This is a genomic window from Rhizobium sp. CF122 (assembly GCF_000282035.1).
Lineage (GTDB): Bacteria > Pseudomonadota > Alphaproteobacteria > Rhizobiales > Rhizobiaceae > Rhizobium.
In genome coordinates, this window is sequence record NZ_AKKA01000021.1 from 1 (window position 1) to 22,647 (window position 22,647).

Below are 22,647 nucleotides of genomic sequence, written 5' to 3' on the forward strand. Positions count from 1 at the left end.
GCGGCAGAACGGCTGCGCATCTTCGTACGCGGATGGAAAGCTTACTTCCGGCTGGCGCAAACACCTCGGGTCTGGCAAAGGCTGGACGAATGGATGCGTCACCGTTTGAGGGCTATCCAGCTCAAGCAATGGAAGCACAGCAGGACTATCTTCCGGGAACTGACGGTTCGGGGGGCAAAACCCGATGTGGCCCTACAGGTGGCGGCAAACGCCCGCCGCTGGTGGCGCAACAGCGGCAAGCTCATCAACGCCGTTCTCACGATCAAATGGGCCGACCAACTCGGAATGCCCAGGCTCGCATAACCTCAATCCCTCGAACCGCCCGGTGCGGACCCGCACGCCGGGTGGTGTGGCAGGGGAGCGATCAAATAAGATCGCCCCCTATGCCGATTGCGGATTGGTCAAAGTCCGCAGGATTTGTCAAATCGCAGTATGGTTTTCTGCAGCCGATCGATTTGCATGAGGTTCAGACATGAATGGCGAAACGGCATGGGCCCTCTACGAGGACCGTCTGCGACGGGTATCGGCCTATATCCATGATCATCTCGACGAAGAGCTCGACATGGACAGGCTTGCCGAGATTGCCTGCATGTCGAGCTACCACTGGCACAGGATCTATCGCGCGGTTTACGGCGAAACACTCGCGGCGACCGTCAAGCGGCTGCGCTTGCATCGCGCCGCCGGCGACATCGTGCGCACGGGTCTTTCTGTCGGTGAAATCGCAAAGCGATCAGGCTATCCCAACCTCCAGTCCTTCAACCGTATCTTCAAATCGGTCTACGGCATGCCGCCAGCTCAATACCGGAAAGAGGGAAGCCATAAAGCCTTCGAACCCTCACCTAACGGAAAGACCGCAGCCATGTTTGGCGTCACCTTACGGAAGATTGAGCCAATTCAATTGCTTGGCGTGCCGCACATCGGCTCGTACATGCAGATCGGCAAGGCGTTCGAGACCTTGTTTGGCACGCTGTATGCGCGCCGGCTTGCCAAGCCTACGATGCGCATGGTCGGTGTCTATCTCGATGATCCCGATCTCGTGCCGGCCGAAAGGCTGCGGTCGATCGCATGCGTGACGATGGAAGACGAGATCGCCGCTGCACCGCCATTCGAACATCGTACCCTCGACGGTGGGGAATATGCCGTGCTGCGTCACAGGGGGCCTTATGCCGACATGCACAAGGCCTATCAGTGGCTCTATGCGGAATGGCTGCCCGCTTCAGGCCGGCAGCTTCGCGACAGCGTGATGTTCGAGGAGTATCTCAACAACCCACGCGATGTACCGCCTACCGAACTCTTGACCGACATCCACATGCCGCTTGCCTGAGCCTCCGGTCGCTACTTTGCGGCCTTCATGGCCTCGTCATCGATGGAGACGGCCCGCTTGTAGGCCGGGCGATCGGTGACGCGGCCGAGATAGTCGACAAAGGCCTGGCGCTTCTCGATGGTGCCGAATCCCAGGCCCCAGCCAATATGTGAACCGACGTAGACGTCGGCTGCCGTGAAGCGATCTCCGGCAACGTAAGGTGTGGCACTGACGGCGCTCTCCAGCGTGTTCATCACATCGGCGAAGCTGCCATATCCCGCCATCCGGGCCTTGTCGGGCGGGGTTTCAAAGCCCAATGCCTTGTTGGTCGCTGCGGCTTCGAGCGGTCCGGCGGTAAAGAACATCCAGCGATAGTAGCTGCCGCGTTCATCCGACTTTGGAGCGAGGCCTGTTTCGGGGAAGGTGTCAGCGAGATAGGCGCAGATCGCTGCGCATTCCGTCACGACCGTCTTGCCGTGCCGGACCGCGGGAACCTTGCCCATCGGGTTGACGGCAAGGTACTGCGGCGACTTCATGGTTTCGCCAAAGGTCAGGATCTCTGTTTTGTAGGGTACGCCCGTCTCCTCCAGCATCCAGCGGGCGATGCGACCACGCGACATAGGGTTCGTATAAAATACCAGTTCGTCTGCCATGCACTCCTCCTCATTTTCTTTTTACGCTCCGGGATCTGAACGCAGTGTATTAAGGCCGGCCATCAGGAAGATAGGACAGAGAGGTCCAGCGCAAAGTCCGTAACTATTTAAAGTACCTTGCGATATTGGATGAAGCCGGATCGCTCGGCGATCCTGTCGTAGAGTTTTCGCGCCGTGGTGTTGGTTTCGTGCGTCATCCAGTAGAGCCGGCCGGCTCCGTTCTCACGGGCGAGATTGGCGACGGCATCGATGAGAGCCGCGCCCGTGCCGAGACCGCGCTGTGTGTCGTCCACATAGAGGTCCTGCAGGTAGCAGGTCCACTTCGGCAGCCAGGTCGAGCGATGGAAGATGGCGTGGACGATGCCGACGAGGCGGTCGCCTTCGTCGAAGGCGCCGAGCGCGTGCATGTCTTCGGCCGGATCCTGGAAACGACCCCAGGTCAGATCCGTCGTCTCCGGCGGAATGACGACCTCGTAGAAGCGCTGATAGCTGGCCCACAGCGGTTCCCAGGCGGCCCGGTCGGAAGGCTGCAGCGGACGGATTGTCGTGGTCATGCTTGTTGTTCCCCTACTTGTCGCTGAAACGAAAACGGCGGGGAAATCCCCGCCGCCCATTCCGCTATTGTTTCTGGCTTATGCCATCGCCTTCTGCAGGTTCTGATCGATCTTGTCGAGGAAGGCGGTGGTGGAGAGCCAGGGCTGATCGGGACCGATGAGCAGTGCCAGATCCTTGGTCATGAATCCGGCTTCGACCGTATCGACGCAAACTTTCTCCAGCGTTGCGGCGAACTTTGCGAGTTCGGCATTGTCATCGAGCTTGGCGCGGTGCGCGAGGCCGCGTGTCCAGGCGAAGATCGAGGCGATCGAGTTCGTCGAGGTTTCCTGGCCCTTCTGGTGCTGGCGGTAGTGGCGGGTAACCGTGCCGTGCGCGGCTTCGGCTTCGACCGTCTTGCCATCCGGCGTCAGCAGAACCGAGGTCATGAGGCCGAGCGAACCGAAGCCCTGGGCAACCGTGTCGGACTGGACGTCGCCATCGTAGTTCTTGCACGCCCAGACGTAACCGCCCGACCACTTCAGCGCCGAAGCGACCATGTCGTCGATCAGGCGGTGTTCGTAGGTGATGCCCAACTCCTTGAACTGATCCTTGAATTCGGTCTGATAGACTTCTTCGAAGATGTCCTTGAAGCGGCCGTCGTATGCTTTGAGGATGGTGTTCTTGGTCGACAGGTAGACCGGCCATTTGCGCATCAGGCCGTACATCATCGAGGCGCGGGCGAACTCGCGGATCGACTCGTCGAGGTTGTACATAGCCATGGCAACGCCAGCGCCGGGGGCGTCGAACACGTCCTTTTCGATGACCTGGCCGTCTTCGCCGACGAACTTGATCGTCAGCTTGCCCTTGCCGGGGAATTTGAAATCGGTGGCGCGGTATTGGTCGCCGAAGGCATGACGGCCGACGACGATCGGCTTCGTCCAGCCCGGAACCAGGCGCGGAACGTTCTGGCAGATGATCGGTTCGCGGAAGATAACGCCGCCGAGGATGTTGCGGATCGTGCCGTTCGGGCTCTTCCACATCTGCTTCAGGTTGAATTCCTTGACGCGATCTTCATCAGGCGTGATCGTCGCGCACTTGATGCCGACGCCGTGCTTCTTGATGGCGTTGGCTGCATCGATCGTCACCTGGTCATTGGTGGCGTCGCGGTTTTCAACGGAAAGGTCGAAATAATCGATCTCAAGGTCGAGATACGGATGGATCAGCTTATCCTTGATGAGCTGCCAAATGATGCGAGTCATTTCATCGCCGTCGAGATCGGCGACGGGATTGGCGACCTTGATCTTCTTCATGTATCTGCCTCGTTAAGCTAAGAAGGGACCGGTGTCCCGGGTGGGTGATGTGAAATCCCTGGCGCTATAGCATTGTGCGCCGGGAGTGCAAAGCCGGAAGCAGGAGAGGGCGGTGTTTTTGCGGCCATTGCCAAGCGTCGGAAAATGGCTAGTCTCCGCCGCGAAACCATTGCCCGGATATTCGTCATGAAGAAGATTTCCCTTGTCCTAGCGGTCCTTCTCGGTTCGACCTCGCCAATGCTTGCTGGCGACGTTACGGCGCCGGTCAAGGAGATCATGGACGCGACGATCAAAAACTGGTCGGGCGCGGATAGCGACTGGATCGACATCTTCGATCCGAGCAAGCTTTCGCGGCTATACAGCAAGGACTTCGTGACCAAATACCAGGCAGCCATCCAGAACCCGGCTGCCGACGAGGACGGCATTTCGCCTTTCGACTACGACGTGATCGTCAACGGCGAGGATGCATGTCCTCTCGCGGATCTGACTTACACGCCAAAGCAGGCCACCGACGGAGCGACGGAAGTGATTGTCACTTTCAAGAAGGCGACATGCATGGACGACGGGTCGGACAAGCAAGCCGTGACCACCGTGCGGTTCGAGATGCTCGACGAGGCCGGCAAGGCTGTGATCGACGACATCGTCACTGAGGGTGATCCTGGGCAGCCACCGAACTCGCTCAAGAACACCATGGTGCAGATCGCCAAGGGTCAGTGATGGCGGTGACGCTCGGCCGGGCACCCTTCCCGGAAACGGCCTTCGCGCCAGCTTTGGACATTGTGCGCCGACGAGCCCGAGGGATGTCCTAACGTCGCCGGGACGCTTGACCCTTGCCGTTTCAGCCTGGCTTGGCTATTGCGCCCGTAGCAAAAGGATCCAGCGTCATGGCAGGCACGAACAGCGAGCGGCGACTTCTCACAGAAGGCCCGGTTATTATTCTCGTCGAACCGCAGATGGGAGAAAACATCGGAATGGTGGCGCGCGCCATGGCGAATTTCGGCCTGGCGGATCTCAGGCTTGTCAATCCGCGCGATGGCTGGCCGAATGACAAAGCTCAGGCTGCCGCGTCGAAGGCGGATCATGTGATCGAAGGCACCAAAGTATTCGAGACGCTGGAGCAGGCGATTGCTGACTTGAACTTCGTCTACGCGACGACGGCGCGCGAGCGGGACGGCTTCAAACCAGTTCGCTCGCCTGTTGTCGCAGCGGAGACGCTACGAGCAAAATTTCGCGCGGGCGAGGGCACCGGCATCCTGTTCGGACGTGAACGTTGGGGGCTCAATAACGAGGAGGTGGCGCTTGCCGACGAGATCGTGACTTTTCCGGTCAACCCCGCTTTCGCGTCGCTCAACATCGCTCAAGCCGTGCTGTTGATGTCCTACGAGTGGATGAAGTCGGGCATGGAGGATGTCGCGGCCGTTCCCTTCCAGGCAATGTCGCAGACGCAATCCACGAAGGAACAACTATTCGGGCTCTACGACCAGTTGGAAGAGGCACTGGAGGCGCGCAATTATTTCCATCCGCCCGCGAAAAAGCCGAAAATGGTGGACAACCTGCGCGCAGTCCTGTCCCGCCGCGCCTTCACAGAGCAGGAAATCAGCGTGTTGCGCGGTGTAATCTCCTCCCTCGACCGCTTCTCGCGGAAATATCCGCGCGGGAGCCGGCCACCCGTAGACGTCAAGGAACAATCGGAAGATGACAGCAGCGCCGAATGAGCTGAAACCGGTTCTGGTCTTCGATTCCGGCATCGGAGGGCTGACCGTGCTGCGCGAAGCGCGCGTGCTCATGCCGGAGCGCGGTTTTATCTACATCGCCGATGATGCTGGCTTTCCCTATGGCGGCTGGGAAGAGCAGGCGCTGAAGGAGCGGATCATCGGCCTGTTCGCGAGGCTGCTTGCGGATTATGCCCCTGAGGTCTGCATCATCGCCTGCAACACGGCCTTTACGCTGGTTGGCGCCGATCTTCGCGCGGCTTTTCCGCAGATGACCTTCATCGGCACGGTACCGGCGATCAAGCCGGCGGCAGAGCGGACACGCTCGGGGCTCGTCTCCGTCCTGGCGACCCCTGGTACGGTGAGGCGTGCCTATACGCGCGACCTTATCCAATCCTTCGCGCAGCAGTGTCACGTGCGCCTGGTCGGGTCCGAAAATCTGGCGCGAATGGCGGAGGCCTATATCCGCGGCGATGCGGTATCCGACGAGGCCGTGCTGTCCGAGATCGACCAATGCTTCGTGGAGAAGGACGGTCGCAAGACCGACATCGTGGTGCTTGCCTGCACGCACTATCCCTTCATGGCCAACGTCTACCGGCGGCTCGCACCCTGGCCTGTCGATTGGCTCGATCCAGCGGAGGCAATTGCGCGGCGCGCCCGCAACCTCGTGCCGCAGGTCGCCGATGGCGTGCACCCCGACAGTTTCGACTTCGCGGTCTTCACGTCAGGCAATCCCGATTTCGCGACGCGCCGGCTGATGCAGGGATTTGGCCTCAAAGCTTGACATCAGGCACACGCGCGACGCCGGTCTTGTCTTGATGCAATAGGGGCTATCGCAAAGCCAAGCGACTGCGCAGACTGTGAGATGTGATTCGTCCCGCCAGGCTCCGCATGTCCTTCCAAAAGCTCGTTATGGCTATCTTTTTCCTGCAGCCGATCGCATTCGGCAGCTGGTTGCCGCGCATCCCCGAAATCCAGGCTCGTCTGGAGCTCGGTCCGGCCGATCTTGCGCTGGCTCTGCTCGGCATGCCGGTAGGCATTCTGTCGACGTTGCCTTTTGCGGGAAGAGTGGTCTCTCGCATTGGGGGAAAGACCGCGGTCATTGCGGGTTTTTTCGTCTTCTCGGTAATTGTCTGCCTTCCGGCCTTCTCGCGCGCGCCGGTTGAATTGTTCATCGCTCTGGCCTTGCTTGGCGTTGCGATGTCGATGCTGGAGCTCGGGTTGAATGTCGAGGCAGATCGTGCCGAAAAGGATACCGGCTCGATCATCATGAACCGCTGCCATGGCTTCTGGAGCCTTGGCATCATGGCGGGCAGCCTGCTTGGTTCCGCGATGGTAGCGGTTGCCGCGCCGGCCGGATGGGCAATCCTGGCGGCGGCTTTTATCGTGCTGCCGTTTGCTGTTGCGGCAAGTCTCCGCCTGCCGCCGGATCGCGAAGCCGGTTCGGCTCCGCCGCACGCGCCGTTCAAACCGCCGAGTGTGACACTGCTCGGGATCTGTGCCTTCGTCTTCGGCATTACCACGACCGAAGGGGCGATTGCCGACTGGTCGGCGGTCTATCTCAAGGATGTCTTCCAGACCGATGGCATGATGACCGGTATCGGCTATACGATCTTTGCCCTTATGGTGGCGGCCGGGCGCTTCAGCGGCGACCATCTGAAGCAGCGCTTTGGCGCGATTTCACTAGCCCGAGGCTGCGGCGCGGCTGCTCTTGCGGGCATGCTGATTGTCGTCTTTGCTTGGCATAGCCTGGTGACGCTGGCGGGCTTTGCGCTGGTCGGTATCGGTGTGTCGGTCGGCTTTCCGCTGGCGGTTACCGCCGCGGCGAGCCTCCGGGATCGGCCGGCGGCAGCCAATGTCGCGATGCTGTCTTTCATGGCGCTCACCGGCTTTCTGATCGGACCGCCTCTGATCGGATTCATCGCGGAGGCGTCGGGGTTGCGCGTCGGGTTGGCGGTGTTGCTGGTGCCGCTCGCGATCAGCCTGGCGTTCACGCGGATGCTGAAGGCTAGGTTCTGACGTTTTTCTCCTGTGGGTTTGTGCGGGCGTGTTGCCAAAGACACGGCCAAACCTGCTAGGACGCCGTGTTCGAATTGAAAGAGGAATGTGACATTGCAGGTTGGTATCGATATGGGAACGGCGTCGGGAGGCAATCCGGCCAAGCTCGATATCGAGGAGCTTCTGGCTACCCGTCTTCTGGTGCAGGGCAATTCCGGCTCCGGCAAGTCGCATCTGCTTCGCCGCCTTCTGGAGCAATCTGCACAGTGGGTGCAGCAGGTCATCATCGATCCTGAAGGCGATTTCATCACTCTGTCTGACAAGTTCGGCCACGTCGTGGTCGACGGCGAGCGGACGGAGGCCGAATTGGCCGGCATTGCCAATCGTATCCGCCAGCATCGCGTCTCCTGCGTTCTGACGCTTGAGGGGCTGGATATCGAGCAGCAGATGCGGGCGGCAGCCGCTTTCCTCAATGGCATGTTCGATGCCGACCGCGAATACTGGTATCCGGTTCTTGTCGTGGTCGACGAGGCGCAGATGTTTGCGCCTTCGGTCGGCGGCGATGTTTCCGAAGATGCCCGCAAGATGTCGCTCGGCGCCATGACGAACCTGATGTGTCGCGGCCGCAAGCGCGGTCTTGCCGGAGTGATCGCAACGCAGCGTCTGGCAAAGCTTGCGAAGAACGTTGCCGCGGAAGCCTCGAACTTCCTGATGGGCCGCACCTTTCTCGATATCGACATGGCGCGTGCGGCCGATCTCCTCGGCATGGACCGTCGTCAGGCGGAAATGTTCCGCGATCTGAAGCGTGGTAATTTCGTTGCGCTCGGGCCTGCCTTGTCGCGTCGCCCGTTGCCGATCGAGATCGGCAACGTCGAGACTTCGGCACGCTCGTCGAGCCCGAAGCTCATGCCGCTGCCGGATGCGCCTCAGGACGTCGAGGATCTGATCTTCACGCCGGATCCGGAAGAGTTTCAGAGGCCAATCGTTCGTCGCGCTCCGGCAGCGCCACGGCCAACTACAGATATTCTCGCCGAATTGTCGCGTTCGGCTCCTGCCGCCTCGGCTCCTCCCTCAGAGACTCGCGCAGCTCAGCCCGAGCTATCGACGGAGGAGCGCGAGGAGCGGCTGACGGCTGTGCTCCACGAGATCCTGGACGACCCGGGGTCCGGCTTTCGAACGGATTCGGTGTTGTATCAGGACTTCCTCGTGCGGCTTCGTATGCGCCGGGTTCCGGGTTCTCCGATGTCTCTTCCTGAGTTCCGGCGCCGCGTCGCGATTTCGCGCTCCGGGGTGGACGCTGCAACAGCCGAAACGGAAGCCTGGGCGACAGCGCTGTCGCTTTCGGCCAGTGTCACCGACGATCTGCAGGGCGTCTTTCTGATGATGGCAAAGGCTGCCGTCTGCGGTGAGCCATGCCCGTCGGACGCCCGGATTGCGCGAGCCTACGGCACCCATTCGGCACGGCGGGCAAGGCGCCTGCTCGGGTACTTCGAGGAGCAGGGCACCATTGTGGTGCACGCGGATTTCTCGGGCAAGCGGATTGTCGCCTTTCCCGACATGAACTGCCAAACGGCGCCTGGCGATGCAAATGCGACCGACGCCGATGACGTCCGCCCCGCGGCGGAATAGCAACGCTGCTCGAGATGAGACGTTCCGCCTGCCAGAAAGCAAGCTGCCGGGTATGGATTGTGATTGACATTCCAGCGACTTCGCCCTAAACACCGCGCCAGCACCGGGCAGAGATGTCCGGTGTTTCATTTGACATGTCCCGTGGATTTGTCCCGTTCGCGTAATGGGATGATCCTGTCGGATCCTCGAAAGAAGATCAAAGGAGGGCGTGTTTCCTTCACGCGGTTTGGTAACAGACCGTCCTAACTTTCTGAAAGGAAATACGATGAGCAAGCGCGAATCGTCTAAGTACAAGATTGACCGCCGTATGGGCGAAAACATCTGGGGCCGTCCGAAGTCCCCGGTGAACCGCCGCGAATACGGCCCGGGCCAGCATGGTCAGCGCCGCAAGGGCAAGCTTTCGGACTTCGGTGTGCAGCTGCGCGCCAAGCAGAAGCTCAAGGGCTACTACGGTGACCTGCGCGAAAAGCAGTTCCGTGCAATCTTCGCTGAAGCCGCCCGCCGCAAGGGTGACACCTCGGAAAACCTGATCGGTCTTCTGGAGTCCCGTCTGGACGCGATCGTTTATCGCGCCAAGTTCGTTCCGACCGTTTTCGCTGCCCGCCAGTTCGTGAACCACGGCCACGTGACCGTGAACGGCGTCCGCGTCAACATCGGTTCCTACCGTTGCAAGGCTGGCGACGTCATCGAAGTTCGTCAGAAGTCGAAGCAGCTCGTTTCCGTTCTGGAATCGGTTGCTCTGGCTGAACGCGACGTTCCGGACTACATCGAAGCCGACCATAACAAGATGGTTGCTACCTTCGCCCGCGTTCCCTCGCTCTCCGACGTCCCGTATCCGGTCGTCATGGAGCCGCATCTGGTGGTCGAATTCTATTCGCGTTAACGCATAACCCCGACAATCGAGTTTCGATTGTCGGAAAGGCTTATGCGTCTCTTTAAGGGCTACTGCGTTCTTTGCGCGTCTTCAACACGTGGTGCAGTAGGATGCGAGGCGTTTTCGCATACGGAAAAGCCGCCTCTTGGGGCGGCTTTTTTGTTATCTGGGGAGATACGATGACGGACTTGCAGGCAGTTCTCGACAGCATCCACATGGAGCTGGCACCCCGTATCGGCGAGGGCAAGGTTGCGGACTACATTCCGGAACTCGCCAAGGTCGACGCGAATCAGTTTGGCTTGAGCGTGGTGACCATAGACGGCAAGGTCTACAGCGTCGGCCATGCGGATGTCCCGTTCTCCATCCAGAGCATCTCAAAGGTCTTCATGCTGACGCTTGCGCTTGGCAAGGTCGGCGAGGGACTGTGGAAGCGCGTCGGCCGCGAACCTTCGGGCTCGGCGTTCAACTCGATCGTCCAGCTCGAGCACGAGCAGGGTATTCCGCGCAATCCCTTCATCAACGCGGGCGCAATCGCCGTGACCGATGTCGTCATGGCCGGCCATGCGCCGCGCGAGGCGATCGGTGAGTTGCTGCGCTTCGTTCGCTATCTCGCGGATGATGAGTCGGTGACGATTGACGACCGTGTCGCAAAGTCCGAGACGCAGACGGGATACCGCAATTTTGCGCTCGCCAACTTCATGCGGGCCTATCGCAATCTCGACCATCCAGTCGATCACGTACTCGGCGTCTATTTCCATCAATGCGCCCTGTCGATGACCTGCGAACAACTGGCGAAGGCGGGGCTGTTCCTCGCTGCACGTGGCAGCAATCCGATGACCGGCCACTCGGTCGTGTCACCGAAGCGGGCCCGGCGCATCAATGCGCTGATGCTGACGTGCGGTCATTATGACGGCTCCGGCGACTTCGCCTACCATGTCGGCCTTCCCGGCAAGAGCGGTGTTGGCGGAGGCATCTTTGCGGTGGCGCCCGGCATTGCCTCGATTGCGGTCTGGTCTCCGGGTCTCAACGAGGTCGGCAACTCGCAGCTCGGCGCTGTCGCGCTCGAAATGCTGGCTGCCCGGACTGGATGGTCGGTTTTCGGCGATTGATGCTGGGTTGTCGTGGCGCTTTCTGCTAAGGCGGAGGCAGACTCTGATTGGACGAGAGAATGAACATCGCAGCCAACATCGCCGATGAGTTGGAAACGCCGACCGCGGACGACGCCGTCGCACACGCGCTCTTTGCCGATGCGCCGAACTCGGTGTCGTTCAACAAGCTGCGCAAGCGGCTGCTGCGCAACGTCAGGCAGGCATTCGACGATTTTGCGATGCTGAAGGGCCAGAAGCGTTGGCTGATCGGCCTCTCTGGCGGCAAGGACTCTTATGGGCTGCTGGCTCTTCTGCTCGACCTGCAGTGGCGCGGCCTGCTTCCGGTGGAACTGGTCGCCTGCAATCTCGACCAGGGGCAGCCGAACTTTCCCAAGCATATCCTGCCTGACTATCTCACGAAGATCGGTGTCAAACACCGCATCGAGTATCGCGATACCTATTCGATCGTGAAGGAAAAGGTTCCGGAGGGCGCGACCTATTGTTCGCTCTGTTCGCGTCTGCGGCGGGGCAATCTCTACCGGATCGCCAAGGAGGAGGGCTGTGACGCATTGGTGCTCGGCCACCACCGCGAGGATATTCTCGAGACCTTCTTCATGAACTTCTTCCATGGCGGGCGGCTCGCGTCGATGCCGGCCAAGCTGCTAAATGACGAGGGCAACCTCATGGTTTTGCGCCCGCTCGCCTACTGCGCCGAAGACGACATGGCAAAGTTTGCGGCGGCCATGCAGTTCCCGATCATTCCTTGTGATCTCTGCGGCTCCCAGGACGGGCTGCAGCGCAATGCGATGAAGGAGATGCTCGCCGATTTCGAGCGGCGCATGCCGGGCCGCAAGGATACGATGCTGCGGGCGCTTGCGCATGTGAACCCGTCGCATCTGCTTGATCCCAAGCTTTTCGATTTCGCCGGCCTGATGGCCGGAGAGACCGCGCCGAAGAGCGAATAGTCGGCGCTCACGCCAAAGAAGGAAAGTCCATGAGTTCCACGATAGATGTAGCGACGCTTGCCGATCTTCTGAGGCGGGCGGCGAAGGCAGAGATATTGCCGCGTTTCCGTCGACTTGGGAGCGATGACGTGCGCGCCAAGAGCGAGGCGACCGATCTGGTGACGGAGGCCGACCTGCAGGCCGAGCGGATGATCAAGGCGGAAGCAGCCACGCTCTGGCCAGATGCCCTGTTCATCGGCGAGGAGTCGGTCGCCGCAGATCCGGCGCTGCTCGGCAAGCTCGAGGGTGCGGATCTTGCTATCGTCGTGGATCCCGTTGATGGGACGTTCAATTTCGCATCGGGCATTCCAGCCTTCGGCGTCATGGCGTCCGTGGTGTCCAAGGGCGAAACGGTTGCCGGCATCATCTACGACCCGATGGGCGACGATTGGGTGATCGGAGAGAAGGGCAGTGGCGCATGGCTTCGGCGTCCTGACGGGGAGGCGGAACGGCTTTCGGTCGCAGCACCTGTCGCGCTGGAGGAGATGGTCGGTATGGCATCGACCGGATTCCTGCCGAAACCGAAGCGTGGCGAGATCCTTGCCAACCTCGCCAAGGTTCGGTTTCTTGCCAACTATCGCTGCGCGGCCCACGAATACCGCGCCTTTGCGAGCGGTCATGTGCACTATCTCATGTATAACAAGCTGATGCCCTGGGATCATCTTGCAGGCACGCTTCTCAGCATCGAGGCCGGTGCTTATGCAGCGCGTTTTGACGGCTCGCCCTACCTGCCGCATCACACCAGCGGTGGTTTGCTGATTGCGCCTGACAAGGAGAGCTGGGATATCCTCCGGCGCGAGGTTTTCACGGTCTAGCGCCAAGCGAGCGAACCTCGCGACTCCCTTGGAGAAGACGTGAAATACGTCTTGTGCAGAAGTGGCAGCTAGTCTGCGCGTTTGGACCGACGGTGCGCCGCATCATATCGGCTGCCGTCGCTCCATTCGGTTTCCTTATGAGAAGCTGACCCGCTAGTGGCAAGGGCCATTCGATGGTGCTTGCACACAAACATACAAGACAAGAGTGTGCGCCAGGCCTAGAGGTTCTTTCGTCTTTCGAGAACCACGTGGAGAGGGGCGATGGATACCGCTCAGGCGCTGGCCTTCCTGCTGTTTGCATTCATCGCGGCGGTCACGCCGGGGCCAAGCAACACCATGATCCTGTCCACCGGTGCGACCGTCGGCACTTTGAGAGGCATTGGCTGTCCGCTCGGTGCGTCACTGGGCATGGGAGTGATGATCGTTCTAAGTGCCTTCGGTGTCGGAGAAATTGTCGCCGCTGTACCAGCTATCGTAACGGCGATGAAAGTGGCCGGTTCTCTGTTCCTGCTGTGGCTTGCCTGGAAGATCGTCAATGCCGGCACTTTTGAGGCGGATAGCCCGGCACAGGCGGCGGGATTTCTGCAGGCTTTTCTGTTCCAGTGGTTGAACCCAAAAGGGTGGCTGGTCGCCCTGAGCGCGGGCAGCACCTATCTTGTGTCCCCGCAGCATGCCCAAACCAGCGGCGCCCTATGGATGGGGACGCTGTTTGCTGCTGTGGCTTTTCCGGCCGGGCTGCTATGGCTTGTCTTGGGCGCACTCATGGCCCAACTTCTCCGGGCACAACGTTCGGCCAAGCTTTTCAATATCGCCATGGCATCGGCACTGGCTGTATCGGTTGTTCTAGTGTGGCGCTAACTCCCTGAGGCAGTGGCGCCCGCAACGGCATGTTGCGGGCGATACGCTATGCGTTCAAACGGGAGAGACAGACCGGTCGGCTTCTAGAAGTGGCCGGCGCCGGAATCGAGCTGCGGGCTGTCGCCAGGATGCGTGAAGAGCTTGCCGCCTTCCGCCCAGAGCGTTGCCGCGATGCTGATCGCACCGAACACTGCGAAGCCGCCGAAGAGCGGCTGGACCGTGCCGTTGAACAGCTGGCCGACGGTGCCACCGAGGATCGCGCCGATGGTCGTCGACACGAAGCCGGTGATGGCGGTTGCCGTGCCGGCCAGGTTGCCCATCGGTTCCAGGCTGATTGCCGTGAAGTTGGTGGCTATGACCGCAAACATCATCAGCAGGATCGTGAAGAGCGCATAGGCGAAGGCGAAATCGGGGCGACCGCCGAGTGCTTTGACATAGCCGATCGCTGAAACGATCGTGAACAGGATCATGGCGACGTGCGAGATGCGGCGCATGCCGAACTTGCGGACGAAGAAGCCGTTGGCGAAGTTTGCTACCGCGATACCTCCCGCCGTCGCCGCAAAGGCGATCGGCAACCAGTCGCCGAGACCATAGACCTCGCCGAAGACCTGCTGGACCGAGATCACATAGGCGCTGATGACGCCGGTGAACATGGTCAGGCCGATCATGTAGCCGCAGGTGATCTTGTTGGTCAGGACGGTCTTGAAGCCGTCGACGACGGAGCCGACCGACAGGGGGATACGTTCTTCCTTCGGGAGAGATTCCTTGAGACGCAGCAGTGCCCATAGAAACAGGATGGCGCCAACGAGGCCGAGCAGGATGAATATCCAGTGCCAGTTGGCATAGGTGATAATCAACTGACCGACCGAAGGTGCCACGATCGGAACGATCATGAAGACGATCATGACGTAGGACATCACGCGCGCCATTTCGCGGCCACCGAAGCAGTCACGGACGATCGCCATCGTGGTGATGCGGACGGCTGCGCCGCCGAGGCCCTGAACGAAACGCATGATCAACAGCATTTCGAAGCTGCCTGTGGCAGCAGCGGCGAACATGGCGAGCACGTAGACCGCCAAGCCTCCAAGCAGGATGTTCCGGCGGCCGAACGTATCCGACAAGCTGCCGAAGATGATCTGCGAAACGCCGAAGCCGAGGAAGAAGACGCCGATCACGAGCTGCGCGTCGTTGGCGTTGATAACGCCGAATGAATGGCCGATCGCGGGCAGGGACGGCAACATGCTATCGATCGCCATGGCGACGCTGGCGGTCATGATGGCGATGGTGATGACAAATTCGACGAAGCCCATGCCTATTCGGCCGGAGCCCTGATTTTCAACATGTGGTTTATGCAGTGGCGTCATAATGGAAATCCTGAAATACGAGGCGGGTGACCCGATCAGACCGCGGGATTATGCGGCTGGAAGAGACGCCCCTTTTCTGCGATCAAAACGAAGATCAGGCCGATGATCGAGACGGTGAAATAGCCCGCGACCATCGGCAGAGCGGTACCGTTGAAAGCTTGGCCGATGCCGGCGCCGATCAGCGCGCCCCCGACGGTGCTCATGAAGCCGAGGACGGACGAAGCCGTTCCCGCAACATGGCCGAGCGGTTCCATGGCAAGCGAATTGAAGTTGGAGCCAATCCAGCCGAACTGGAACATCGCCAGGCCGAAGAAGCCGATGAAGAGCGGGAAGGGCATCGGGTGCGGACCCAGCAGAAGGGCCAGAAGCCAGATGGTATTGATCGTGATAAAGCCGGCCAATGCACCATGGGAAAGCCGCCGCATGCCGAACTTCCCGACAAGCCGCGAGTTCAGGAATGACGAGAGCGACATGAAGACGGCGACGCCGGCAAAAGCGAAGGGGAAGTAGACGCCTAGCCCGTAGATGCCGACGTAAATCTGCTGCGCGGAATTGATGAAGCCGAACAGTGAGCCGAAGATGAAGGTGCTGGCGATCGTGTAGCAGAGCGCGATCCGGTTCGTCAGCACGAGCTTGAAACCACCGATCACTGAACGGGCGGTGAAGGGGCGAACGTTCAAGGGATGCAGGGTCTCGGGAAGGCGAAGATAGGCCCAGCCCGAAATCAGTGCAGCCATGACGGCGATGAATACGAAGATCAGATGCCAGCTGCCGAAGAACATGATGATCTGGCCGCTGCCCGGCGCGATGACGGGGACGATCATGAAGACCATCATGATCAGCGACATGACCTCCGCCATCTGCCGGCCGCCGTAGATATCACGAACGATGGATATCGTGATGACGCGGGTGGCCGCCGAACCAATGCCCTGAACGAAACGAAGCGCAAGCAACCCCGCAAAGGACGGTACCAGCGCGATCCCGAGCGCGGAACAGATATAGATGACGAGGCCGATCAGGAGCGGCAGGCGACGGCCGAAGCGGTCTGAGAGGGGGCCATAGAAGAGTTGCGCCGAGCCGAAACCAAGCAGATAGGCGGAAACGACGAATTGACGGTGATTTTCGCTTTCGACGCCGAGGCTTGCGCCGATCTGCTGAAGCGCCGGAAGCATGATGTCGATCGCAAGCGAATTGACCGCCATCAGGAAGGCGGCGAGCGCAATGAACTCCCCTTTGCCCATGGGCAATTGGCCCGCGTGCACGGCTTGTGATGAATCTGTCACAATGGAATTCCCATAAACGGGCCAAGGCGCTGTTCAGCACAGCGCCTCGGACTCAAAATACAAGATTTGGAAACCGGGCGGACGCCCGGTGACCGGACAGGTCAGGCGGCGCCGCGAACGGTGACGCCGTGTTCCTGCAGGTGCTGCTGCAATTCACCGGCCTGGAACATTTCCCGGACGATGTCGCAGCCGCCGATGAACTCGCCCTTTACGTAGAGCTGCGGGATCGTCGGCCAGTTTGAATAATCCTTGATGCCCTGGCGGATTTCGGAGTCAGCGAGCACGTTGATGCCCTTGTAGTCGACGCCGATGTAATCGAGAATCTGCACGACCTGGCCGGAGAATCCACACTGCGGAAACTGCGGCGTTCCCTTCATGAAGAGGACGACGTCGTTGCTCTTGATTTCGTTGTCGATGAATTCGTTGATACCGCTCATAGGGACCTAATCCTTTCCACAGGCGAGTTAAAGGCCCGCCGTTTCAATCGTTAAGCTTAGATAGCATGTGATCGCCGGAATTCCAGCAGGCGCCGGCAAAAAAAGAGCACCCTATCGGTTTGCAGACGGCGGATTGTTGCGCTTGCGTTACGCCCTCCACTGAAGCGATACGACGAGGTACGAGTGGCGCGCGTTTCGCACGGGAAATTACCCGGATTTCGCCACAATTCTCGCCGATTGCGGCGCAGCAATTATCTGCCGTGCCCGCGGCAAAGAAAGAAAATAATGACAGTGATTTCGAAAAGGGTCGTTCTCCATTTTCCGGGGTTCGAGCCACTTGACGGGCGTGCTCACATCGCTCGCTACCAACGCTCAGCAAAGCAAAGTGCGGCTGTTTGGGATTTCTCAGTGCTGACAGGTGAACCGGAATACGGACCGGATTCAACGAGCTTCAAGGTGAGGGCGAGCGCGGATGGCTGGGAAACCAACAGCCATATCCATGTCTTCGACCACGACGCTCTCGTGGAAAAGCTTAGAGCTGGCAGCCGGGCGACACAGATCCTCTCAGGTTTTCGGAGCGCTTTGCAGGTCATCGCCTTTGGTGGGATGGCGGGTTATTTCAGGCATGCCTGGCGATTCGGATTGTTCTTCATCTTTCCGTTTCTGATGATGATTCTGGGCTTTGCGCTCAGTGCGACGATCGCTGTTATACCGATCGGTACGGAGTTGCCCGCCCTTCATCTTCTGTGGAGCGTGGCACTAGCGTTATGTTTCTTCATCTTTGCGTTTCTGCCTTTTGCCGAACGTTTCTACACATTGCATCTTTTCGCGGACTGGCGCATGGCGGTGGCTCTTGCTCGGATGAGCGATCCAGAATTCAATCAATGGCTCGATCACTGCGCCACTGCCGCCCGGGCAGCCTTGTCGGAGACTGCGGACGAATACGTCATCTCATCTCACAGCATGGGCTCCAGCGTTGCTGCGCATGTGATCGGCACACTTCTCGAGCGATATCCGGATATTTTCGCCGGCAAGAGGGTGATCTTTGCGACGCTCGGGTCAGCAATCCTTCAGTGTGCTTTGTTGCGTCCCGCGCAATTGCTGCGGTCACGGGTGGGCCTGATTGCGCGATGCGACAACGTTTACTGGCTCGATGTCCAGTGCCTGACCGACGCAATCCATTTCTATAAAGTGCCGGTGGTGGCGGTTTGCGGGCATGGCTATCTACGGCCTGCCAGGATGGTGTTCATCCGCGTCAAGCAGATGCTAACCGTTGAACACTACAGGAAGATCAAGAAGGACTTTCTGCGCGTGCATCGGCAGTACGTCCTGGGGCCGGACTTGCGGGCTCCCTTCGACTTCACGCTGCTGACCGCCGGTCCACGGTCGGGCTCGGTCTTTGCAGAAGGTGGCTACAGCAAAATGCCCGGCTTGTGACCGGGCATTTTGCATTCGATATCAATCAGGTGCCGATGTCTGCAGCGCCAGGGCATGCAATATGCCGCCCATGTTACCCTTGAGAGCCTCGTAGACCATCTGGTGCTGCTGCACGCGGCTCTTGCCGCGAAAGGCTTCCGCGACCACCTCAGCCGCATAATGGTCGCCGTCGCCGGCGAGATCGCGGATGGTTACCTTGGCGCCGGGGATGCCGGCCTTGATCATGTCTTCGATATCACCGGGTTTCATAGGCATGATCGTTACTCCTTGCGCATTATTCCGTGGCAGCGAGCGTGCCATGGCCTTCCATGTAATCAGGGAACCATGATTCATGGGCGTCGCGCAATTGCTGAATTGGCAGCGATAGCAGATCGTCGACGACAAGGCTGTCACCCTCGACCGTGCCGAGACGGCGGAAGGGTATGCCCGCACCTTCGGCATTGGCGCAGACGAAGTTTGCCACATCCGCTGGCAGCGTCAGAACATAGCGGGCCTGATCTTCGCCGAACAGCAGCGCATGCGGCGCGCCCCTGCATTCACCGAGGCTGATCTTGAGGCCCTTGCTGGACGCCATCGCCATTTCGGCGAGAGCGAGTACGAGGCCGCCCGAAGAGATATCGTGGCAGGCCGTTGCCAGGCCGTTGCGGATCACCGAGCGCACGAAGTCGCCGTTGCGGCGCTCTGCCAAGAGGTCGACTTCCGGAGCGGGGCCTTCAGTGCTGCCAATAACATCACGCAGGTAGACCGAGGAACCGAGATGGCTGCCGTCCGTACCAATCATGATCACCTTGTCGCCATTCGAAGCGCTGCCGATACGAGCCATCTTCTTCCAGTCGGGCAGGAGGCCAACGCCGGCGATCGTCGGTGTCGGCAGGATCGCAACACCATTGGTTTCATTGTAGAGCGAGACATTGCCCGATACGATGGGGAAATCGAGAACCCGGCAGGCTTCTCCGATGCCCTTCACGGCCTGGACGAACTGGCCCATGATCTCGGGCTTCTCGGGATTGCCGAAGTTCAGGTTATCGGTGGCTGCCAGCGGCTCTGCGCCGGTTGCCGTGATATTGCGCCAGCATTCCGCGACCGCCTGCTTGCCGCCTTCGAACGGGTCTGCCTCGACATAGCGTGGCGTGACGTCAGAGGAAAAAGCGAGAGCCTTGGTCGCATGGTTTTCGACACGAACGACGCCAGCATCACCGCCCGGAAGCTGGAGCGAGTTGCCCTGGATCAGCGTATCGTACTGCTCGTAAACCCAGCGGCGGCTTGATTGATTGGGAGAGCCAACGAGTTGCAGCAGCGCCCGACCGTAGTCAGCCGGTGCGGCAACGAGGTTGGCAGGCAATGGCGCGCGCTTGTCGGACTCGCGCCACGGACGGTCATATTCGGGCGCTTGGTCACCGAGATCCTTGATAGGCAGGTTGGCGACTTCTTCGCCCTGGTGGACGACGCGGAAGCGCAGGTCGTCGGTGGTCTTGCCGACGATCGCGAAATCGAGGCCCCACTTAACGAAGATCGCCTTTGCGACGGCTTCCTTTTCCGGCTCCAGGACCATGAGCATGCGCTCCTGGCTCTCGGACAGCATCATCTCATAGGCCGTCATCTGCTCTTCACGCACTGGCACGGTGTCGAGATCGAGCAGGATGCCGAGATCGCCCTTGGCGCCCATCTCGACGGCCGAGCAGGTGAGGCCGGCAGCCCCCATGTCCTGAATGGCGATGACGGCCCCGGTTTGCATCAGCTCAAGGCAGGCTTCCAGCAGGCACTTTTCGGTAAAGGGGTCGCCGACCTGTACGGTCGGGCGCTTTTCCTCGATGGATTCGTCGAATTCAGCCGACGCCATGGTCGCACCGCCAACGCCATCACGGCCGGTCTTGGCGCCGAGATAGACGACCGGGAGACCGACGCCCTTGGCTTCTGACAGGAAGATCGCGTTGGACTTGGCGAGACCCGCGGCAAAGGCGTTGACCAGAATGTTGCCGTTGTAGCGGGCGTCGAATTCGACTTCGCCGCCGACGGTCGGTACGCCGAAGGAGTTGCCATAGCCGCCAACGCCGGACACAACGCCGGAGACGAGGTGGCGGGTCTTCGGATGGTCCGGCTCGCCGAAACGCAGCGCATTCATCGCTGCGATCGGGCGGGCGCCCATGGTGAAGACGTCGCGCAGAATGCCGCCGACACCCGTCGCCGCGCCCTGATACGGCTCGATGTAGGAGGGGTGGTTGTGGCTCTCCATCTTGAAGACGACGCAGTCACCGTCGTCGATGTCGACGACACCGGCGTTTTCGCCGGGTCCCTGGATGACGCGCGGGCCTTTGGTCGGCAACGTGCGCAACCACTTCTTGGAGGATTTGTACGAGCAGTGCTCGTTCCACATGGCCGAGAAGATGCCGAGCTCCGTGAAGGTCGGTTCGCGGCCGATCAGGTCCAATATCCGCTGATATTCGTCTGGCTTCAGGCCATGGGCGGCGATCAGTTCGGGGGTGATCGGGCGGGTATTGGAAATGGTCATGAGCTCTCGGAAGTCCCTGCCGTTGCGCGATTGCGGTGTCTTTAGCCTAACTGAATGAAACGCGCGACAGGAAAATGGCAGCTGCTAACAGACGGCGGGTATACAGGGAGCCAACTGCGCCGCTTAAAACTTGTAACCGACCTGATGCAGGCGCGCGTCATGCCGTTGCTCGGACCGTCGCAGAGATTGGTATGGGACGAATGGGCGTACCATCGATGATCGTTGGGTAAAGCGACTTTTGCCGACCGGCGCTGTTTTGTCGCCGGTCAGCGGCCCCGTCGCCGCAATCTCAAATCTCGCCGTCGTAGCCAGCGCCGCCGCTTTCCAGCAGGCGTCGCAGCGTCATCAATCCCGCAACCATATCTTCCCGGTTGCGCGGCGAGGAGAAGCCTATCCGTACGCGATGATAGACTTTCTCTGCTCGAGCTGCCTTGAACTCATCCTCGTCGTCGATCAGGACACCATCCCTGTAGGCGGCGTTCTTGAAGGTTCCAGAGAGCCAAGGATCGGGCAGCTTCAGCCAGAGGAATGGCACATGCGGATGCGATACGAAGTCGTATCCCTGCAACTGTTCCCGCGCGAGCCGTTCACGTAACGTCAGTTCCGCCGCACTGGCCTTGCGGATTTCGTGTGCCTGGCCGCTCATTACGAGACGGGCGCAAGCCTCGGCCAGAATGAAAGGCAGCCCGCCGGTGATCATCTTGTGCGTCACCTTGATCCGCTGCGCAAAATGCGGCGGGCAGGCGACCCAGCCGCCGCGCACTCCGGCAGCCACCGACTTCGAAAGGCCGCTGATCAGGAACGTGCGATCGGGCGCGAGCGATGCGAGCAGGGGATTTTCGTCTCCGGTCATTCCGCCGTAGAGATCGTCCTCAATCAGCCAGACGCCATGCCGACGCGCAATTTCCGCGATGCTTGCCCGGCGGTCGCGGGGCATCGTGGCCAGCGTGGGATTGTGTGCGGTGGGCATCAGGAACGCAAGTTTCGGATGCTGCTGAAGGCAGAGGCGCTCGAAGTCATCGGGGATCACACCATTCTCGTCGGACTCGACAGTAATGGTGCGGCGACCGAGAATGCGCGCGCTGCGACTGACCTGCGTGTAGCTCAGGTCTTCGAATACGATCTTGTCACCAGGCGATGACACGGCCGAGATGACCGCAACAGCCGCCGCATGCGCCCCAAGGGTAGGGACGATGTTTTCTGTTTCAGGCGTCCAATCGTTTCTGGCGAGCCAACGCCGGCCAGCCTCGTACCAATTTTGCGGGAAGACACGGGAATAGGACGAGATTTCGGAAAGCTTTTCCTCGCCAATGGCGGCGAGCACGCTGCCGATGATCTTACCCTGACCGAGATCCGGAGCCGCCGTGGTGTCAAAGCGTATCTTGCCGGCCGGCGCATCGATAGCGCGCGTGCCGCCGAGCGCGATGGTTAACGGATCCGGCTGATTGCCGGGTGCGGTCTCGGCGCGATCCAGCACGTAGGTTCCGCGGCCGACTTCACCGGCGACGAGGCCGCGCTCGTGCACCAGCGCGTATGCGCGGCCGATTGTCCCGATTGTTACGCCAATGTCGTAGGCGAGGTTTCGTTGCGGCGGCAATTTGCTGCCTGCAGGCAATGTGCCGCTGGCGATGGCTGATTCAATGCTGTCCGCAATCCGGAGGTAGACCGGGCCGGAACCACGCGAAACGTCTGGGAGCCAAGTTGTCATGATGACAATTCTCTATATTGTCACCCTTTATTCGTCAAGATTATCTGAATGACAGATACAATTCCGTTTGGAGAAAGATATGTCTGCCGTTCCAGAGAACGAGTCCCCGATTGCACCTTTGTCTTCTCAGG

At 60.1% G+C, this 22,647-nt stretch carries 22 protein-coding genes and 1 pseudogene; 13 read left to right on the forward strand and 10 right to left on the reverse strand.

Annotated features, from left to right (window positions below; translation table 11 throughout):
* Together PMI09_RS04955 and PMI09_RS04960 are read left to right on the forward strand one after the other, a co-directional pair.
* A partial coding sequence (locus PMI09_RS04955; protein WP_007789512.1) for a group II intron maturase-specific domain-containing protein occupies positions 1–303 on the forward strand: 303 nt, incomplete at its 5' end.
* A gap of 169 nt (positions 304–472) precedes the next feature.
* Positions 473–1,324, forward strand: coding sequence for an AraC family transcriptional regulator (locus PMI09_RS04960; protein ID WP_007789514.1), 852 nt, complete (start codon positions 473–475; stop codon positions 1,322–1,324).
* A gap of 11 nt (positions 1,325–1,335) precedes the next feature.
* Here the strand turns inward: PMI09_RS04960 and PMI09_RS04965 are convergent, their stop codons facing one another.
* The 3 genes from PMI09_RS04965 to PMI09_RS04975 all read right to left on the reverse strand — a co-directional run bounded on the left by PMI09_RS04965 (position 1,336) and on the right by PMI09_RS04975 (position 3,800).
* Positions 1,336–1,956 (reverse strand): glutathione S-transferase family protein, encoded by a 621-nt coding sequence (locus PMI09_RS04965; RefSeq protein WP_007789516.1) that lies wholly within the window; start codon positions 1,954–1,956, stop codon positions 1,336–1,338.
* A gap of 107 nt (positions 1,957–2,063) precedes the next feature.
* Positions 2,064–2,510: a GNAT family N-acetyltransferase gene (locus PMI09_RS04970; protein WP_007789518.1), complete on the reverse strand. Its 447-nt coding sequence runs from the start codon at positions 2,508–2,510 to the stop codon at positions 2,064–2,066.
* 78 nt (positions 2,511–2,588) lie between these two features.
* Positions 2,589–3,800: an NADP-dependent isocitrate dehydrogenase gene (locus tag PMI09_RS04975; protein WP_007789520.1), complete on the reverse strand. Its 1,212-nt coding sequence runs from the start codon at positions 3,798–3,800 to the stop codon at positions 2,589–2,591.
* Between the two features lie 186 nt (positions 3,801–3,986).
* Between PMI09_RS04975 and PMI09_RS04980 the strand changes: the two genes are divergently transcribed.
* The 10 genes from PMI09_RS04980 (at position 3,987) to PMI09_RS05025 (ending at position 13,778) form a co-directional block, all read left to right on the forward strand.
* Positions 3,987–4,517 carry a hypothetical protein gene (locus PMI09_RS04980; protein WP_007789522.1) on the forward strand — a complete coding sequence of 177 codons (531 nt, stop codon included), beginning with the start codon at positions 3,987–3,989 and terminating at the stop codon, positions 4,515–4,517.
* A gap of 167 nt (positions 4,518–4,684) precedes the next feature.
* Positions 4,685–5,515 carry an RNA methyltransferase gene (locus PMI09_RS04985; protein ID WP_007789524.1) on the forward strand — a complete coding sequence of 277 codons (831 nt, stop codon included), beginning with the start codon at positions 4,685–4,687 and terminating at the stop codon, positions 5,513–5,515.
* Positions 5,496–6,296, forward strand: a complete 801-nt coding sequence (gene murI / locus PMI09_RS04990; RefSeq protein WP_007789526.1) for a glutamate racemase — start codon at positions 5,496–5,498, stop codon at positions 6,294–6,296. The genes PMI09_RS04985 and murI overlap by 20 nt, the downstream gene beginning before the upstream one ends.
* Positions 6,297–6,403: 107 nt before the next feature.
* Positions 6,404–7,531, forward strand: coding sequence for an MFS transporter (locus PMI09_RS04995; protein WP_007789527.1), 1,128 nt, complete (start codon positions 6,404–6,406; stop codon positions 7,529–7,531).
* 93 nt (positions 7,532–7,624) lie between these two features.
* Complete coding sequence (locus tag PMI09_RS05000) at positions 7,625–9,139, forward strand: ATP-binding protein (RefSeq protein WP_007789528.1); 1,515 nt, start codon at positions 7,625–7,627, stop codon at positions 9,137–9,139.
* Positions 9,140–9,404: 265 nt separating this feature from the next.
* Positions 9,405–10,022 (forward strand): 30S ribosomal protein S4, encoded by a 618-nt coding sequence (rpsD, locus tag PMI09_RS05005; RefSeq protein WP_007789529.1) that lies wholly within the window; start codon positions 9,405–9,407, stop codon positions 10,020–10,022.
* A 170-nt stretch (positions 10,023–10,192) separates the two neighbouring features.
* Complete coding sequence (locus tag PMI09_RS05010; RefSeq protein WP_007789530.1) at positions 10,193–11,122, forward strand: glutaminase; 930 nt, start codon at positions 10,193–10,195, stop codon at positions 11,120–11,122.
* Positions 11,123–11,181: 59 nt separating this feature from the next.
* Complete coding sequence (gene ttcA / locus PMI09_RS05015; RefSeq protein WP_007789532.1) at positions 11,182–12,066, forward strand: tRNA 2-thiocytidine(32) synthetase TtcA; 885 nt, start codon at positions 11,182–11,184, stop codon at positions 12,064–12,066.
* Between the two features lie 29 nt (positions 12,067–12,095).
* Positions 12,096–12,920, forward strand: coding sequence for an inositol monophosphatase family protein (locus PMI09_RS05020; protein WP_007789533.1), 825 nt, complete (start codon positions 12,096–12,098; stop codon positions 12,918–12,920).
* Between the two features lie 261 nt (positions 12,921–13,181).
* On the forward strand, positions 13,182–13,778 hold the full coding sequence (locus PMI09_RS05025; protein ID WP_007789534.1) for a LysE family translocator: 597 nt from the start codon (positions 13,182–13,184) through the stop codon (positions 13,776–13,778).
* Between the two features lie 83 nt (positions 13,779–13,861).
* Here the strand turns inward: PMI09_RS05025 and PMI09_RS05030 are convergent, their stop codons facing one another.
* From PMI09_RS05030 to grxD, 3 genes are all read right to left on the reverse strand, one after another.
* Positions 13,862–15,142: a multidrug effflux MFS transporter gene (locus tag PMI09_RS05030; protein WP_007789535.1), complete on the reverse strand. Its 1,281-nt coding sequence runs from the start codon at positions 15,140–15,142 to the stop codon at positions 13,862–13,864.
* Positions 15,143–15,177: 35 nt separating this feature from the next.
* Positions 15,178–16,383, reverse strand: a complete 1,206-nt coding sequence (locus tag PMI09_RS05035) for a multidrug effflux MFS transporter (RefSeq protein WP_007789536.1) — start codon at positions 16,381–16,383, stop codon at positions 15,178–15,180.
* A 143-nt stretch (positions 16,384–16,526) separates the two neighbouring features.
* A complete protein-coding gene (grxD, locus tag PMI09_RS05040; RefSeq protein ID WP_007532908.1) occupies positions 16,527–16,862 on the reverse strand; it encodes a Grx4 family monothiol glutaredoxin in 336 nt (111 codons plus the stop codon).
* Between the two features lie 285 nt (positions 16,863–17,147).
* Here grxD and PMI09_RS05045 point away from each other — a divergent pair, with 285 nt between their 5' ends.
* The gene (locus tag PMI09_RS05045; RefSeq protein WP_037081962.1) at positions 17,148–18,299 is read left to right on the forward strand and encodes a hypothetical protein; all 1,152 of its coding nucleotides are present in this window, start codon (positions 17,148–17,150) and stop codon (positions 18,297–18,299) included.
* 21 nt (positions 18,300–18,320) lie between these two features.
* On the opposite strand, the gene PMI09_RS05050 is transcribed toward PMI09_RS05045, so the two are convergent.
* The 4 genes and pseudogenes from PMI09_RS05050 to PMI09_RS05060 form a co-directional block, all read right to left on the reverse strand.
* Entirely contained in the window at positions 18,321–18,554 is a 234-nt protein-coding gene (locus tag PMI09_RS05050; protein WP_007789538.1) for a BolA/IbaG family iron-sulfur metabolism protein, read from the reverse strand.
* A gap of 19 nt (positions 18,555–18,573) precedes the next feature.
* The gene (gene purL / locus PMI09_RS05055) at positions 18,574–20,808 is read right to left on the reverse strand and encodes a phosphoribosylformylglycinamidine synthase subunit PurL (protein ID WP_007789540.1); all 2,235 of its coding nucleotides are present in this window, start codon (positions 20,806–20,808) and stop codon (positions 18,574–18,576) included.
* A gap of 123 nt (positions 20,809–20,931) precedes the next feature.
* Positions 20,932–21,014: pseudogene (locus PMI09_RS32790) on the reverse strand (acyloxyacyl hydrolase); the annotation flags it as partial.
* An 83-nt stretch (positions 21,015–21,097) separates the two neighbouring features.
* The gene (locus PMI09_RS05060; protein ID WP_007789542.1) at positions 21,098–22,516 is read right to left on the reverse strand and encodes an aminotransferase-like domain-containing protein; all 1,419 of its coding nucleotides are present in this window, start codon (positions 22,514–22,516) and stop codon (positions 21,098–21,100) included.
* Positions 22,517–22,647: the final 131 nt, after the last annotated feature.

Bases quoted from the DNA above. Each gene is read 5' to 3' on its own strand.
- PMI09_RS04960 (WP_007789514.1), top strand. From the start codon at position 473: ATGAATGGCGAAACGGCATGGGCCCTCTACGAGGACCGTCTGCGACGG.
- PMI09_RS05035 (WP_007789536.1), bottom strand. From the start codon at position 16,383: ATGGGCAAAGGGGAGTTCATTGCGCTCGCCGCCTTCCTGATGGCGGTC.
- PMI09_RS05025 (WP_007789534.1), top strand. From the start codon at position 13,182: ATGGATACCGCTCAGGCGCTGGCCTTCCTGCTGTTTGCATTCATCGCG.
- grxD (WP_007532908.1), bottom strand. From the start codon at position 16,862: ATGAGCGGTATCAACGAATTCATCGACAACGAAATCAAGAGCAACGAC.
- PMI09_RS04975 (WP_007789520.1), bottom strand. From the start codon at position 3,800: ATGAAGAAGATCAAGGTCGCCAATCCCGTCGCCGATCTCGACGGCGAT.
- PMI09_RS05050 (WP_007789538.1), bottom strand. From the start codon at position 18,554: ATGCCTATGAAACCCGGTGATATCGAAGACATGATCAAGGCCGGCATC.
- PMI09_RS04995 (WP_007789527.1), top strand. From the start codon at position 6,404: ATGTCCTTCCAAAAGCTCGTTATGGCTATCTTTTTCCTGCAGCCGATC.
- rpsD (WP_007789529.1), top strand. From the start codon at position 9,405: ATGAGCAAGCGCGAATCGTCTAAGTACAAGATTGACCGCCGTATGGGC.
- PMI09_RS04965 (WP_007789516.1), bottom strand. From the start codon at position 1,956: ATGGCAGACGAACTGGTATTTTATACGAACCCTATGTCGCGTGGTCGC.
- PMI09_RS05060 (WP_007789542.1), bottom strand. From the start codon at position 22,516: ATGACAACTTGGCTCCCAGACGTTTCGCGTGGTTCCGGCCCGGTCTAC.
- murI (WP_007789526.1), top strand. From the start codon at position 5,496: ATGACAGCAGCGCCGAATGAGCTGAAACCGGTTCTGGTCTTCGATTCC.
- PMI09_RS05030 (WP_007789535.1), bottom strand. From the start codon at position 15,142: ATGACGCCACTGCATAAACCACATGTTGAAAATCAGGGCTCCGGCCGA.
- PMI09_RS05020 (WP_007789533.1), top strand. From the start codon at position 12,096: ATGAGTTCCACGATAGATGTAGCGACGCTTGCCGATCTTCTGAGGCGG.
- purL (WP_007789540.1), bottom strand. From the start codon at position 20,808: ATGACCATTTCCAATACCCGCCCGATCACCCCCGAACTGATCGCCGCC.
- ttcA (WP_007789532.1), top strand. From the start codon at position 11,182: ATGAACATCGCAGCCAACATCGCCGATGAGTTGGAAACGCCGACCGCG.
- PMI09_RS04970 (WP_007789518.1), bottom strand. From the start codon at position 2,510: ATGACCACGACAATCCGTCCGCTGCAGCCTTCCGACCGGGCCGCCTGG.
- PMI09_RS04985 (WP_007789524.1), top strand. From the start codon at position 4,685: ATGGCAGGCACGAACAGCGAGCGGCGACTTCTCACAGAAGGCCCGGTT.
- PMI09_RS04980 (WP_007789522.1), top strand. From the start codon at position 3,987: ATGAAGAAGATTTCCCTTGTCCTAGCGGTCCTTCTCGGTTCGACCTCG.
- PMI09_RS05010 (WP_007789530.1), top strand. From the start codon at position 10,193: ATGACGGACTTGCAGGCAGTTCTCGACAGCATCCACATGGAGCTGGCA.
- PMI09_RS05045 (WP_037081962.1), top strand. From the start codon at position 17,148: ATGACAGTGATTTCGAAAAGGGTCGTTCTCCATTTTCCGGGGTTCGAG.